The 13,842-nt window shown below is 69.2% G+C and carries 11 protein-coding genes and 2 tRNA genes; 4 read left to right on the plus strand and 9 right to left on the minus strand.

What is annotated here, in order from left to right; translation table 11 throughout:
• Positions 1-10 precede the first annotated feature (10 nt).
• The 3 genes from ACWDEW_RS06300 to ACWDEW_RS06310 all read right to left on the minus strand — a co-directional run bounded on the left by ACWDEW_RS06300 (position 11) and on the right by ACWDEW_RS06310 (position 2,608).
• A complete protein-coding gene (locus ACWDEW_RS06300; RefSeq protein WP_093631861.1) occupies positions 11-613 on the minus strand; it encodes an ATP-dependent Clp protease proteolytic subunit in 603 nt (200 codons plus the stop codon).
• A gap of 341 nt (positions 614-954) precedes the next feature.
• Positions 955-2,337 (minus strand): trigger factor, encoded by a 1,383-nt coding sequence (gene tig / locus ACWDEW_RS06305; RefSeq protein ID WP_450510109.1) that lies wholly within the window; start codon positions 2,335-2,337, stop codon positions 955-957.
• 194 nt (positions 2,338-2,531) lie between these two features.
• Positions 2,532-2,608 (minus strand) — tRNA-Pro (locus ACWDEW_RS06310).
• A 164-nt stretch (positions 2,609-2,772) separates the two neighbouring features.
• On the opposite strand from ACWDEW_RS06310, the gene ACWDEW_RS06315 reads away from it, so the two are divergent.
• Positions 2,773-2,843 (plus strand) — tRNA-Gly (locus ACWDEW_RS06315).
• Between the two features lie 1,363 nt (positions 2,844-4,206).
• On the opposite strand, the gene ACWDEW_RS06320 is transcribed toward ACWDEW_RS06315, so the two are convergent.
• On the minus strand, positions 4,207-4,401 hold the full coding sequence (locus ACWDEW_RS06320; RefSeq protein ID WP_026178055.1) for a hypothetical protein: 195 nt from the start codon (positions 4,399-4,401) through the stop codon (positions 4,207-4,209).
• A gap of 305 nt (positions 4,402-4,706) precedes the next feature.
• Here ACWDEW_RS06320 and ACWDEW_RS06325 point away from each other — a divergent pair, with 305 nt between their 5' ends.
• Positions 4,707-5,837 (plus strand): acyltransferase family protein, encoded by a 1,131-nt coding sequence (locus ACWDEW_RS06325; protein WP_450510111.1) that lies wholly within the window; start codon positions 4,707-4,709, stop codon positions 5,835-5,837.
• On the opposite strand, the gene ACWDEW_RS06330 is transcribed toward ACWDEW_RS06325, so the two are convergent.
• Positions 5,834-6,289: an HD domain-containing protein gene (locus ACWDEW_RS06330; protein ID WP_450510113.1), complete on the minus strand. Its 456-nt coding sequence runs from the start codon at positions 6,287-6,289 to the stop codon at positions 5,834-5,836. The two genes, ACWDEW_RS06325 and ACWDEW_RS06330, sit on opposite strands and share 4 nt — an antisense overlap.
• Positions 6,286-7,485: a PP2C family protein-serine/threonine phosphatase gene (locus ACWDEW_RS06335; RefSeq protein WP_450510114.1), complete on the minus strand. Its 1,200-nt coding sequence runs from the start codon at positions 7,483-7,485 to the stop codon at positions 6,286-6,288. The genes ACWDEW_RS06330 and ACWDEW_RS06335 overlap by 4 nt, the downstream gene beginning before the upstream one ends.
• Before the next feature lie 162 nt (positions 7,486-7,647).
• Between ACWDEW_RS06335 and ACWDEW_RS06340 the strand changes: the two genes are divergently transcribed.
• Entirely contained in the window at positions 7,648-8,907 is a 1,260-nt protein-coding gene (locus ACWDEW_RS06340) for a GNAT family N-acetyltransferase (RefSeq protein WP_450510116.1), read from the plus strand.
• A 16-nt stretch (positions 8,908-8,923) separates the two neighbouring features.
• Here the strand turns inward: ACWDEW_RS06340 and ACWDEW_RS06345 are convergent, their stop codons facing one another.
• Together ACWDEW_RS06345 and ACWDEW_RS06350 are read right to left on the minus strand one after the other, a co-directional pair.
• Positions 8,924-9,739, minus strand: coding sequence for an Fpg/Nei family DNA glycosylase (locus tag ACWDEW_RS06345; protein WP_450510118.1), 816 nt, complete (start codon positions 9,737-9,739; stop codon positions 8,924-8,926).
• A gap of 88 nt (positions 9,740-9,827) precedes the next feature.
• Entirely contained in the window at positions 9,828-10,313 is a 486-nt protein-coding gene (locus ACWDEW_RS06350) for a ribose-5-phosphate isomerase (RefSeq protein WP_450510120.1), read from the minus strand.
• Positions 10,314-10,506: 193 nt separating this feature from the next.
• Between ACWDEW_RS06350 and ACWDEW_RS06355 the strand changes: the two genes are divergently transcribed.
• Complete coding sequence (locus tag ACWDEW_RS06355; protein WP_450510122.1) at positions 10,507-11,943, plus strand: amino acid permease; 1,437 nt, start codon at positions 10,507-10,509, stop codon at positions 11,941-11,943.
• A 6-nt stretch (positions 11,944-11,949) separates the two neighbouring features.
• Here the strand turns inward: ACWDEW_RS06355 and ACWDEW_RS06360 are convergent, their stop codons facing one another.
• The gene (locus ACWDEW_RS06360) at positions 11,950-13,764 is read right to left on the minus strand and encodes a protein kinase domain-containing protein (RefSeq protein ID WP_450510124.1); all 1,815 of its coding nucleotides are present in this window, start codon (positions 13,762-13,764) and stop codon (positions 11,950-11,952) included.
• Between the last annotated feature and the right edge of the window lie 78 nt (positions 13,765-13,842).

Here is a 13,842-nt window from a genome sequence, read left to right on the forward strand (position 1 = left end):
TCCTGGGGCCTCAGGCCCCGGTGCCGCCGCCGCCCGGCATACCGGCGGCCGTGGGGATCACGTCGTCGATGAGGCCGTACTCCTTGGCCTCCAGCGCGTCGAACCAGCGGTCTCGGTCCGAGTCGCGGGTGATCTGCTCGATGGTCTGGCCCGTGTGCTGGGACGTGAGCTCGGCCATGCGCTTCTTGGTGTGCAGCAGCCGCTCCGCGTGGATCTTGATGTCGGAGGCCGAACCGGCCAGGCCGGCGGAGGGCTGGTGGATCAGGATCTCGGCGTTCGGGAGGGCGAAGCGCTTGCCCGGAGTGCCCGCGCTGAGGAGGAACTGGCCCATGGAGGCGGCGAGGCCCATGGCGATGGTCACCACGTCGTTCTTGATGAACTGCATGGTGTCGTAGATCGCCATGCCGGCCGTGATCGAGCCGCCGGGGCTGTTGATGTAGAGGTAGATGTCCTTGTCGGGGTCCGCGGCAAGGAGGAGGAGCTGTGCGGTGATCTTGTTCGCGATGTCGTCGTCGACCGCCTGGCCGAGGAAGATGATCCGCTCACCGAGCAGTCGGTTGTAGACCTGGTCGCCGAGGCCACCGAAAGAGGGCTCGCCGGCGGCTGTAGGCATCAGATTCGTCACGTATCCACCTGCTCGTCTTTACGACGGCGCCGGGCCGTCTCACGTGTACTGCCGGGGGCAACGGGGACTCCCCTGCCCTCGTATTCATGGACCCTAACGCGCGGGTCCCTCCGGGGAATCCCGCAAAGGGAACTGTTCGCTGTCAGCACACAGCGCTGCGCTGGCCTGAGCGGATGTCCCCTGCGGTGGGGTGGGGTCGGTTTGCGACGGGGCTGCGGGTCGGCGCGGGCCGGCCGCGCGGTTCCCCGCGCCCCTTCGGGGCGCGCCGGTGGACGGTACGACAAAGGGCCCCGGGGGTGATGTGTCCCCAGGGCCCCCTGTACCGGTGCTTACGCCTCGGCGGGCTCCTCGGTGGCGGCCTCGACGGTCTCGACCGTCTCCGTGGCCGTCTCGACCTCGTCCTCGTCGTCCAGGTCGACGATCTCGCCGTTGGTGTCCTTCACGGTGGCGGCCTCGACCACGACGGCCAGGGCCTTGCCGCGGGCCACCTCGCCGACCAGGAGCGGAACCTGGCCGCCCTCGACGACGGCCTGGGCGAACTGGTCGGGGGACATGCCGGAGGATGCGGCGCGACGCATGAGGTGCTCGGTGAGCTCCTCCTGGTTGACGTTCAGCTTCTCCTTGTTGACGAGCTCGTCGAGGACGAACTGCGTCTTGATGCCCTTGACCGCGGCTTCCTTGGTCTCGGCGTCGAACTCCTCGGCCGTCTTGCCCTGGATCTCCAGGTACTTCTCCAGGTCGAGGCCCATCTGGCCGAGCTGGTGGTGCTCCAGGTTGTGCTTGCGGGTGTTGATCTCGTCCTCGAGGAGCTTCTCGGGGACGGGCACCTCGACGAGCTCGAGCAGCTTGTCCAGGACGCGCTCCTGGGCCTGCGTGGCCTGGTCGTACTGCTTCATGTTCTCGAGGCGCTTGCGGCTGTCGGCGCGCAGCTCCTCCAGGGTGTCGAACTCGGAGGCGAGCTGAGCGAACTCGTCGTCCAGCGCGGGGAGTTCGCGAGCGGCGACCTGGCTCACCTTGACGGTGACCTGGGCCTCCTGGCCGGCCGCGGAGCCGCCCTTGAGCTCGGAGGCGAAGGTGGCCTCGCCACCGGCCTCCAGGCCCGTGACGGCCTCGTCGATGCCGTCGAGGAGCTCGCCGGAGCCGATGGTGTAGGAGACGCCCTCGGCGACCCCGTCCTCCAGGACCTCGCCGTCGACCTTGGCCTCCAGGTCGAGGGTGACGACGTCGCCCTCGGCGGCGGCGCGCTCGACCGGGGAGGTCGAGGCGAAGCGCTCGCGGAGCTGCTCGACGGACTTGTCGATGTCCTCTTCGCTGACCTCCACGGCGTCGACCTCGACCTCGATGCCCGAGTAGTCCGGGATCTCGATGGTCGGGCGGATGTCGACCTCGGCGGTGAAGTTCAGCGTCTCGCCGTCCTTCAGCTCCGTGATGTCGACCTCGGGCTGGCCGAGCGGGTTGAGCTCCGCCTCGTTGACCGCCTCGGTGTAGAACTTCGGGAGCGCGTCGTTGACCGCCTCCTCCAGAACCGCACCGCGGCCGAACCGCTGGTCGATGACGCGCGCCGGGATCTTGCCCTTCCGGAAGCCCTTCACCGTGACCTGCTGGTTGATCTTCTTGTACGCCGCGTCGAGGCTGTCCTTGAGCTCCTCGAAGGGCACCTCGATGCTGAGCCGAACCCGGGTCGGGTTCAGGGTCTCCACGGCGCTCTTCACGGTTCGGTCTCCTTGGGGGCTGACTTCTTGGTTTGCGGACCCAGACAGGTCCGGCGGTTTCTGGTCGCCCGGAGGACTTCAGAGTGTGAGAGACACACGGGCGCGCAGCTTGCATAGTAGCCGCAGCGGCTGGACGCCCCAAAAGGCGATCGCGCGAGGTACTGGTGTGGTACCGGTCCCGGAGGTCCGGCAGGTGGTCGGGGTGGCGGGATTTGAACCCACGGCCTTCCGCTCCCAAAGCGGACGCGCTACCAAGCTGCGCCACACCCCGTCTGGTGCGACACGTAGGGTACATGGCCGCAGGCAGTGGAGCCGCCGCATTTCACGCGCGCCGGGGTGCCGGAGAGGGCATGAGGAATGCGGTGTGCGCGGAGGGCACCCGACCCGCTACGATGCCTTCTGTGCCGCGGTCGTCTGACCTGCGGCGCATCGTATGCGGGCGTAGCTCAATGGTAGAGCACTAGTCTTCCAAACTAGCTACGCGGGTTCGATTCCCGTCGCCCGCTCTGAAACACCGAAGGCCCAGGCCAGGCAGTAAATCTCCTGCTCCTGGGCCTTCGATCGTCTACCGAGCAGTTCAGCTCTACGCGTCGCGTCCCCTGTGCACACCTTGGGCTTCACTGGCCTACAGCGGCACGGGGGCGGGGGCTCCAGGGAAAGTGGTGGGTGATGTCAGGTCAGGGGGCGCGCCTCACCCCTTGATCGTCGAGCGGCCGCCTGTTTTGCTTCGCGCATGATGTCGGGCGTCATTACAGGGATCTCGGTCTTCGTCGGCGCGACGATCGGGAACATCGTCGCGGCACGGCGAGTGCGGCGGACGGCTGCTCGGGCTGACGCAGGAGAAACAGTCATCTTCCAGGTCGGGGCCAACCTGCCCGACGAGGGACGCCGCCGATACAGCCTTGGCCAGGTACCGGCCGGACGTGAGTTCCGGTGGAAACCTCGCCGGCGGTGGACGCGACTGCGCGAACTCCCGGCCGATCTGCACTACGTCTGCGCACGCGACGCGACCTTCCGCGAAAAGCTGTGGCTCCCGAGCGACGGGCGGGTGATCGAATGTGAATCGTCCGCGGGGTCCGTACGGCTATGGGTTCACGCGGAACACGAGGTGCACGTGGCAAAGATGATCCGGCGTACGGATACCCCAGACTCGTCGAGGCCTTGGCCGGGTACGGCCGCGGATTGCCCGCGGAGGACGGGAGGAGCCGCGCCTTGAGGGAATGCTTGAGGGAATGAGGGGGAACTTCCCCATCCGTCTCTCCAGGTGGGGCCTTCAGCACGCTCGGATCGCCACTCACTTACGCATACCGTCGTCGCCGCCGAATTAGGCCAAATCGCGCCCTACTGAGATCTGGTCAGATTCGCTCACACTCGAACACATGGGGGCGATTCGGGATCGTGACCTGTCGGCATGCCATCGCTGCGGGGAGACCGGCCCCAGCGTGCGTGAGCGCGGACGGTTCGGTCTCATGGCGAGCTACCGCGAGAGGTAGTGGACTCCAGGTGGCGCTTGACGAAGGTTCCGGACCGATCCCCCGTCCTCACGGACATCGTGGCCGTACGGGTCCGTGGAATCGATCCGCTACCGGCGAACCCGTCGCGCCGGCTCACCGCATGCTGTGCGTCCCCGAGCGAGGTGAGCCGTAGACCGCGTGGCAGCCAGCCGGAGGACCGACCCCGTCTCTCTGCGTGACCGATCGAGCGGCGACCGGCGGGGAGTAGCGGGGAACGCCGGCGGGCGACCCGGGAACCGGCGGGTCAGCACCGCGACAGATCAGCCCCGGTCCGCATGCGCCAGGCCGGAGGGGCACGCCTCTCATCCGCCCCTTGCCCCTGAGTCGTTCCCGGGGTTCGGTCCCGGGGAACGGGTCAGAAGCTGATCGAGTTGATCGTCTCCGCTATCGAGTTCAGGAACCGGTTGATGGACGGGGCCATGCCGGTCGAGGCGAGGAAGAAGCCGAAGAGGATGGCGACTATGGCTGGGCCCGCCTTGATCGATCCCCCTCGGATCAACACCACCAGGATGATCGCCAACAGCAGCACCACAGACAGTGAAATGGCCACAACTGATCACACCCTCGGTCGGTCCGCTCTCCCGGCCCGGGGACGCCACCGCGCGCACCCCCGCCAGAACCATCGTGCCACCAACCCGGCCCACCTATGCGGCGGGTGACGCATCGTTGGTCGCAAAGGTTCGGAACCGAAACGTTCGCAGGTCGTTCGAACAGTTGGCAGCAGCACACGAACAGGCGTTCCCAGCATGGCTGTTTGCGCCTTTTGTTCGGTATGAATCATGACATCTGGGAAACTTTTCGGACGCGCGTCCGATGGTTTCACCGATTCCCACAGGCAACGCTAGGGTGCCTCAGATGTTCCACGCTCCCACGCCCTCCGGCCAGAACGAACAGAGCAAAAAGAACGAACAGAACGAACAACCCAAACCGCGCGACGCGTTCTTCGACAACGCGAAGTACCTGGCGATCCTGCTGGTCGCCGTCGGGCACTCCTGGGAACCCCTCAAGGGCGACAACAGAGTGCTCCAGGGCCTGTACATGGTCGTGTACAGCTTCCACATGCCGGCCTTCATCATCATCTCCGGCTACTTCTCCCGGAGTTTCGACTTCCGCCCCGACCGCCTCAAGCGGCTCATCGCCGGTGTCGCGGTGCCGTACGTCGTCTTCGAGATCGCCTACTCGCTCTTCAGCCGGTACGCCAACGACGACCCGCACCAGAAGATCACCCTCCTCGACCCGCTGTATCTCACCTGGTTCCTCTGCGCGTTGTTCATCTGGCGGCTGACCACCCCGATCTGGAAACTGGTCCGCCACCCGCTGCCGTTCGCGCTCGGCATCGCCATGCTCGCCTCCTGCACCCCGGACATGACCGACGACTTCGACCTGCAGCGGCTGGCGCAGTTCCTGCCGTACTTCGTGCTCGGTCTGGTCCTCAGGCCCGAGCACTTCCAGTGGGTGCGCGGGCGCACGGTGCGGGTCCTGTCCGTGCCGGTGTTCGTCGGTGCGCTCGCCGTCGGCTACTGGGCGGTGCCGCGGATGAACGCCGGCTGGTTCTACCACCACGACTCCGCGCAGGAGTTCGGCGCGCCCTGGTGGGCGGGGCCGGTGATGATGCTCCTGATGTTCGCCTGCTCGCTGCTGCTGACGGCCGGCTTCTACTCCTGGGTGCCGGGCCGGAGGACATGGTTCACGGCGCTCGGCGCGGGCACCCTGTACGGCTATCTGCTGCACGGCTTCCTGATCAAGGGCGCCGGTTACGCGGGCCTGTTCCACCACACCTGGCTGCACCGGCCCTACGGCGTGCTCCTCGTGAGCGCCCTCGCGGTCACCGCCGTCACCCTGCTGTGCACCCCGCCCGTACGACGGGTGTTCCGCTTCGCGGTCGAGCCGCGCATGGAGTGGGCGTTCCGTCGCGACCCGGCCGAACCGGCCCGTGGCCGCGAGCAGTTCGGGCAACCGGTCGTACGCGAGAAGGTCAACGCCTAGTCGGGAACGCCGAGTCCGAGGAGTGCGCGCATCCGTGCGTACTTCTCGGTCAGGCGGGCCCGGGTCGCCTCGTCGAGGACCGCGAGGCGGGCCGGGTCCGCGTTGTGCGCCAGGTCCGCTTCCTTGACGAGGAGCGCGCCGGGGGTCGCGAGCACGCGCCCGGCGTACGTCTCCGGGGTCTCCCCCGCCCGCTTGGTGAGCGCTCGCACGATGTCCTTCGTACGGCGGGTCAGCGCGGCCTCGTCCAGCCACCGCTCGGTGAGCGCGTCGTCCTCCACGGAGTCGTGCAGCCAGGCCGCCGCGATCTGTTCGGCGTCCCCGCCCCGCTCCCGCACACCCTCTGCCACGGCCCTCAGGTGCTCGGCGTAGGGCCTGCCCGCCTTGTCCGTCTGGCCCTCGTGCGCCGCGCGGGCGAGGGCCTCGACCTCTGCCACCGTGAGGAGCGAGGTCATCGGGTCAGCCCCTGTGCCGACGCCGAGGCCGACGCCGTGGGACCCTCCCGGCAGACCAGGAGCAGGGCGCGGTCGTCGTTGACGTCCTTGGCGACCGCCTCGATGAGGTGCCAGGCGGCGCCGTGGAAGCCGCCGGCGACATAGCGGTCGGCCTCGCCGGTGAGGCGGTCGATGCCCTCGACGATGTCCCGGTCGGAGGTCTCGACCAGGCCGTCCGTGAAGAGCATCAGCACGTCCCCGGGGCGCAGCGAGCCCTTCACGGGGTCGAACTGGGCGCCGTCGTAGACCCCCAACAGGGGCCCTTCCGCGGCCTTCTCCTCCCAGCGGCCGCTGCCCGCGCTGAGCTGGAGGCCCGGCGGGTGGCCTGCGGAGAAGAGTTCGTAGTCGCCGGAGTCGAGGTCCAGGACGAGGTGGATCGAGGTGGCGAAGCCCTCGTCCCAGTCCTGGCGGAGGAGATAGCCGTTGGCGGCGGGCAGGAAGGCGTGCGGGGGCAGGGAGCCGAGCAGGCCGCCGAAGGCGCCCGACAGGAGCAGGGCACGCGAACCCGCGTCCATGCCCTTGCCGGAGACGTCGGTGAGGACGACCTCCATGGTCCGACCACCGTTCGTGCGGGCCGCGACCACGAAGTCCCCGGAGAACGACTGGCCGCCCGCCGGACGCAGCGCCATCTCCCGGTGCCAACCCTGCGGCAGCTGCGGGAGCTTGCTCTGCACCCGGATGCGTTCACGCAGGTCGAAGAGCATGGTGCCGCCGCGCCGCCAGGGCACGCCCACGCGGCTGCGGAACTGGGCGATCAGCAGCCCGAAGAAGCCGCACGCGGCCACCACGAGCACCACGCCCGGAGTCACCCGCGCCGGGCCCTCGGTGTACGGGCCGAGCTTCACCGACTCCACGATCAGGGCGGTGGCCGCCGCCGCGTACAGACCGAGCAGGCTCGCCGGCCGCAGCAGCAGGCCGCCCGCGACGATCGGCAGGACCAGCGCGGCCGGCGAGAACCACACCGCGTTGGCGAGGGTCATGGCCGCGATCACCGGGATCGTGATCAGCAGTCCGGCCAGCGCGACCCAGTCCGAGCCGTCCCCGCGGAAGTAGTCGACGGCACTTCTGCGCAGGCCGGTGCGGACCCGGTGAACCAGCTTCCTCAACCGGGCCATGAACGTGTCGGCCTCCGCGCGCCGCTCTCGTCCTGCTGCCATTAGTTCGGGACCCTATCCATCCGACCAGCCGCTTGGCACGGGAGGTCCCACTTGTCCCCCCTGCGAGGTTCAACTTCACAGTGAACTTCACCAGAGGCACCTGTGCGGCCGCCCGGCGGAAATTCCCTGGCTCGTCCCGCAATGCGCTGATAGGCATGGACCATGGGCACAGATGCGAGAGACATGCGGGCCGGCCGGACCGAGCTGCGGGTGCTGCGGCGGGACGAGTGGAACACCTGGTACGACGCCCTGGTCACCGCGTTCGGGGGGACTCCGGAGTCGGCCGAGGAGCGTGAGCTGTGGGACGGGCTCACCGAGGTCGACCGCTCCCTCGGCATCTGGGACGGCGACGCGTGCGTGGGAACGGCGGGCGCGTTCAGCTTCCGGGTCACCGTGCCCGGCGGCGCCTCCGTGCCGGCGGCGGGCATCACGATGGTCAGCGTGGCCGCCACGCATCGGCGCCGCGGCCTCCTGACGTCCATGATGCGGCGGCAGTTGGACGACGTACGGTCCTGGGGCGAGCCGCTCGCCGTGCTGACCGCCTCCGAGCCCGCGATCTACGGTCGGTTCGGGTACGGCATCGCCACGCTGCGCGGGAGCGCCGATATCGACACCGCCCGGGTGCGGCTGACGGTGCCGCCGGGCACGGACGACCTACGGCTGCGCTACGCCGATCCCGGCGCCGTACGCGAGCAGTGCGAGGCGGTGTACGCGCGGCAGGTGGCCGGGCGGCCGGGGATGCTGGCGCGGCGGCCCGGGTGGGAGAACCTGCCGCTGCTGGACCCGGAGAGCGAGCGGCAGGGCACGTCACCGCTGCAGTGTGTGGTCGCCGAGCGCGAGGGTGAAGTCGTCGGCTACGCGCGGTACTTCGTCAAGCCCGAGTGGGACGACTCCGTCCCCAGGGGCGAGGTGGTGCTGCGCGATCTGGAGGCGCTGGACCCGGCGTCGTACGCGGCGCTGTGGCGGTTCCTCTTCGGCATCGACCTGACGTCGAGGCTCAAGGTGCGCAGCCGTCCCGTCGACGACTCCTGGCAGCATCTCGTCTCGGACATCCGCCGGTGCGGTCTGCGGCAGCAGGACTCGCTGCACGTACGGCTGGTGGACCTGGGAGCCGCGCTGGAGGCGCGGACCTACCAGACGCCGGTGGACGTCGTGTTCGAGGTCGAGGACGTCTTCTGCCCCTGGAACGAGGGGCGTTGGCGGCTGACCGGCGACGCGAAGGGCGCGTCCTGCAAGCGGACCGAGGAGCCGGCCGATCTCGCCCTGTCCGTAAGGGAGTTGGGGGCCGCGTACCTCGGCGGGTTCTCCCTCGCGTCGCTCGCGGGGGCCGGGCGGGTGCGGGAGCTGCGGGCGGGCGCACTGGCGGAGGCGTCGCCGGCGTTCGGATCGGCGGTCGCGCCCTGGCTGCCGCACGGGTTCTAGGACCGCCTCAACGGCCTTACGTCCTCTGGCAGTCGGGGCACCAGAACAGGTTGCGGGCGGCGAGGTCGGCGGTGCGGATCTCGCCGCCGCAGATGTGGCAGGGCTGGTTGGCGCGGCGGTAGACGTAGACCTCGCCGCCGTGGTCGTCCACGCGCGGCGGGCGGCCCATCGCCTCGGGGGTGTGTTCGGGGCGGACGGTGTCGATGCGGTTGTTGCGGACGCCCTCGCGCATCAGGTCGACCAGGTCGGCCCAGATCGCGTCCCACTCGGCGGGGGTGATGTCCTTGCCCGCGCGGTACGGGTCGATGCCGTGCCGGAAGAGGACCTCGGCGCGGTAGACGTTGCCGACGCCCGCGATGACCTTCTGGTCCATGAGGAGTGCGGCGATCGTCGTACGGCTGCGGGAGATACGGCGGTACGCGGCGCCCGGGTCGGTGTCGTTCGGCGGGCGCAGCGGGTCGGGGCCGAGGCGGTCGTGTATCGCCCGCTTCTCGGTGTCCGTGATCAGGGCGCAGGTGGTGGGGCCGCGGAGATCAACGTACGACGTGTCGTTCGCGAGGCGCAGGCGGACGGTGTCGGTGGGCGGGGGTGCGGGGGCGTCGCCGAAGTTGACCTTGCCGAACAGACCCAGGTGGATGTGGATCCAGTCGGCGTCCCGGAAACCCAGGAAGAGATGCTTGCCGTGGGCTTCCGTGCGGGTGAGTTCCGTACCGTCGAGCAGTGCGGCGGCGTCTGTGAACTTGCCCTGGGGACTGGTGACTTGCACTGCTCGGCCGCTGAAATGACCGCCGTAGTCCAGCGCAAGCCGATGAATCGTGTGCCCCTCTGGCACTACCGCAATTCCTTTCCCACCCGCCCACCCGTCTCGGTCACTTGACGGGTGGGCCCCGAAAAGCCTCGGGGCTCCGCCCCGGACCCGCCTACTGCTTCGGGTGGTGTGCCGGGATCTCCGGCAGCTTCCCCGTCGTCTCGTACTCCGTCAGCATGTCGATCCGCCGAATGTGCCGCGGGTCCTCGGAGAACGGCGTGGACACGAACGTCTCGACGAACTTCGTCGCCTCGTCCCGCGAGTGCATCCGCGCGCCGACCGCGACGACGTTCGCGTTGTTGTGCTGCCGGCCGAGCGACGCGGTCTCCTCGCTCCAGGCGAGGGCCGCCCGTACGCCCTTCACCTTGTTCGCCGCGATCTGCTCGCCGTTGCCGGAGCCGCCGATCACGATGCCGAGGGCCTCGGGGTCGGCGGCCGTGCGCTCGGCGGCGCGGAGACAGAAGGGCGGGTAGTCGTCCTGGGCGTCGAAGATGTGCGGCCCGCAGTCGACGGGCTCATGGCCCGCCTCCTTGAGCCACTCGACGAGGTGGTTCTTGAGTTCGAAGCCCGCATGGTCGGAGCCGAGATACACGCGCATGGGTCGAGTGTGACATGCCTGTTTCGGGGCAGCAGCGCGGGGGGTTGATCGAGAAAGCGGGCGGCAACACTACAGTCACCCGACAGAACCTCAAAGAAACCTCAAGTAACGATCAGGAATCAAAGGTTCACTAATCTCTTTGCCTCCGATTCACTGGACCGTCTTGTTCAACGGCGCAAAGGAATCTCCCCCCATGACTGCCCCCAAGACTGATGGTTCCGGCCTCCAGGCAGGTCTCAAGAACCGACATCTGTCGATGATCGCGATCGGTGGCGTCATCGGCGCCGGTCTGTTCGTCGGCTCCAGCTCGGGCATCGCGACCGCGGGCCCCGGCATCCTGCTCTCCTACGCTCTCGTCGGCACGCTCGTGGTGCTGGTGATGCGCATGCTCGGTGAAATGTCGGCCGCGAACCCCACGTCCGGCTCGTTCTCCGCGCACGCCGACCGCGCGCTCGGCCGCTGGGCCGGCTTCTCGATCGGCTGGCTGTACTGGTTCTTCTGGGTCGTCGTGCTCGCCGTGGAGGCGACCGCCGGCGCCAAGATCCTCGAAGGGTGGATCCCCGCCGTACCGCAGTGGGGCTGGGCCCTTCTCGTGATGGTGGTGCTGACCGCCACGAACCTCGTATCGGTGGGCTCCTACGGCGAGTTCGAGTTCTGGTTCGCCGGGATCAAGGTCGTGGCGATCGGCGCGTTCATCGTCGTCGGCGCGCTGGCGGTCTTCGGCGTACTGCCCGGCGCCCACACCGACAAGGCCGGTATCGGCAACCTCACCGACCACGGCGGCTTCCTGCCGAACGGCCCCGGCGCGATCCTGACCGGCGTCCTGCTGGTCGTCTTCTCCTTCATGGGCAGCGAGATCGCGACCCTGGCGGCCGGCGAGTCCGAGGACCCGCAGCGCGCGGTCACCAAGTCGACCAACAGCATCATCTGGCGCATCGGCGTCTTCTACCTCGGCTCGATCCTCGTCGTCGTCTGCCTGCTCCCCTGGAACGACCCGTCGATCAAGGAGCAGGGTTCCTACGTCGCCGCCCTCGACTCCCTCGGTATCGCGCACGCCGGCCAGATCATGAACTTCATCGTGCTGACGTCGGTACTGTCCTGCCTCAACTCCGGCCTCTACACGGCCTCCCGCATGGCCTTCTCGCTCGGCGGACGCGGCGACGCCCCGGCCGCGTTCGCCCGGACGACCTCCCGCGGCGTCCCGATGGCGGCGATCATCGCGTCGGTCGTCTTCGGGTTCGTGGCGGTCTTCTTCAACTACGCCTTCCCGGACACCGTGTTCCTCTTCCTCGTCAACTCCTCCGGCGCGGTCGCCCTGTTCGTGTGGCTGGTCATCTGCGCGTCCCAGCTCCGCATGCGCCGGATCATCGAGCGCGAGTCGCCGGAGAAGCTCGTCGTACGGATGTGGCTGTACCCGTATCTGACCTGGGCGACGATCGCCCTGATCGTGTTCGTCCTCGGCTACATGCTCACCGACACCAAGGGCGAGAGCAGCGGCCGTACGACCGTCCTGCTGTCGCTGCTGGTCGCGCTGGCCGTGGTGGCGGTCTCGCTGGTCAAGGAGCGGGTGCGGGGCGGGCAGGTGGCCGCGGTGGCCGACACGGACACGGACAAGGTGTCCGTGGGATAAGGGAGTTCACAGCACGACGAAGCTGTTCTTGACCCTGTCGTAGGTCTTCAGGGCCTGGGTCTCCATGTCCGGCCGGTACCAGGTGTTGATCTGGTACGACTTCCCGTCCGCGTCGAAGCCGAGCAGCCGGGCGTGCCAGGGGGTGCCCTTGAGGGTGAACGTGTACTCCCAGACCACCGCCGGGTAGCCGCGGAACGTCGTGCTGACGAGCCGGATCTTCCGGTAGTCCTGCCCCTGGTGGGCGTTCCGCTCCGAGTCCTCCCACGTCCGCATCAGATCGCCGCGGGCGAGGGAGGACTTTCCCACGAGTTCCTGGCCGCCGTCCGGGGACGTGTAGTGGACCTCGGCCCCCGTCTTCAGGTCCCGCCGCCAGCCTGCGGGCGTCGCCCACGCGAACCCGCCCGCCTCCTGGTGTGTGCCCGGGGGCAGGCTCGGGGGGCGGGAGGTGCCCTCGACCGTGGGAGAGGGGGACGGGGAAACGGACGGTGCCGACGATGCGGTGGTCGGCGCCTTCGACGCCGTCGATGCCGTCGACGCCGAGCCCGTGGCCGTGCCGTCGGACGAGCCGTTCCCGTTCACGAGGATCGCCGCGACCACCGCGACCACTACGGCTACGGCCGCCGCCGCGACCAGTCCGATACGGCGGTGGGGGCGGGATGGGGTGGGGGACGGTTGCGCGGGGCCGGGCAGACGGGCGGGGTGGGGGCCCAGGTCCGGGCGGGGGCTGCGGGCGGGGTGCGGTGGCGCCGGGCGCCCGGGGCGCGCGAGGGAGACACCGGCCACCGCCGGACGCTGGGTCGGTATCGGGTCCTCGACGGGCGGGGCGGGATCGGGGCGGAGTTCGAGGGCGGGTTCGAGGGTGGGGTCGGGGGTGGGGGCGTGCACCCGGGGATCCCGTGCCGCCCTGACCACCGACGGTTCCAGGAAGACCGGAGTGGGCGAGTCCTGATGGACCTCGGGCTCCACCGGCCTCTCGGGCTCCTCCACCCACCGCGTTTCCACTGACCCGAGTTTCTCGGCCTCCGTCGGAAACGCGACCGGGCTCAGCGCCTCCTCCACCTCCTCAAGACCTGGCCGGACCGACGGCTCCTTCTCCAGGAGCGCGGCCAGTACCTCCCGCAACGGGCCTGCGGCGGGCGGGAGTTCGGGCTCCTCGTAGAGCACCGCGTGCAGGGTCGCCAGGGTGGTGTCGCGGGAGAACGGCGAGCGGCCGGCGAGGGCCGCGCAGAGGGTCGCGCCGAGGGACCAGATGTCCGAGGGCGGTCCCTGCGGGCGGCCGGAGATCCGCTCGGGTGCCATGTAGTCGGGCGAGCCGACGAGCATGCCGACCATGGTGAGCGCCTTGGCGTCCTGGATCGCGGCGATACCGAAGTCGGTGAGCACGACGCGCTGCGCACGGCTCTCGACGAGTACGTTGCCGGGTTTGATGTCCCGGTGCAGGACGCCTCCCGCGTGCACCTGACGCAGGGCCGCCACCAGCCCCAGCCCGATGCGGGCGGCCTCGCGCGGGCCGACCGGACCGTCCTCCGCCATGATCCGCTCCAGCGAGCGGCCGGCCACCAACTCCATGACGATCCACAGGCGTTCGCCCTCGTCCACGACGTCGTAGACCCGCACGACGTTGGGATGGTCGATCCGGGCCGTGGCCCTGGCCTCGCGCAGGGTGCGCTCGCGGCGGGTACGGGTGTCCTCCGGGTCGAGGCCGTCGATGCGCATCTCCTTGACCGCCACCTGCCGGTGGAGCATTTCGTCGGCGGCCCGCCACACCCGCCCCATTCCCCCCTGGCCGATGCTTTCGACCAGTCGATAGCGCCCGGTCACCAATAGCCCCGGAGTTCCGCCGTCCCTCAAGTTCCCCGTATTCCCCGGCAATCCGCTGCACCCCCACAATGGTCACAC

This window comes from Streptomyces sp. NPDC001100 (assembly GCF_053598575.1).

Coding starts and splice junctions, on each gene's coding strand:
- ACWDEW_RS06355 (WP_450510122.1), top strand. CDS start 10,507: ATGACTGCCCCCAAGACTGATGGTTCCGGCCTCCAGGCAGGTCTCAAG.
- ACWDEW_RS06340 (WP_450510116.1), top strand. CDS start 7,648: ATGGGCACAGATGCGAGAGACATGCGGGCCGGCCGGACCGAGCTGCGG.
- ACWDEW_RS06330 (WP_450510113.1), bottom strand. CDS start 6,289: ATGACCTCGCTCCTCACGGTGGCAGAGGTCGAGGCCCTCGCCCGCGCG.
- ACWDEW_RS06335 (WP_450510114.1), bottom strand. CDS start 7,485: ATGGCAGCAGGACGAGAGCGGCGCGCGGAGGCCGACACGTTCATGGCC.
- ACWDEW_RS06350 (WP_450510120.1), bottom strand. CDS start 10,313: ATGCGCGTGTATCTCGGCTCCGACCATGCGGGCTTCGAACTCAAGAAC.
- ACWDEW_RS06300 (WP_093631861.1), bottom strand. CDS start 613: ATGCCTACAGCCGCCGGCGAGCCCTCTTTCGGTGGCCTCGGCGACCAG.
- ACWDEW_RS06325 (WP_450510111.1), top strand. CDS start 4,707: ATGTTCCACGCTCCCACGCCCTCCGGCCAGAACGAACAGAGCAAAAAG.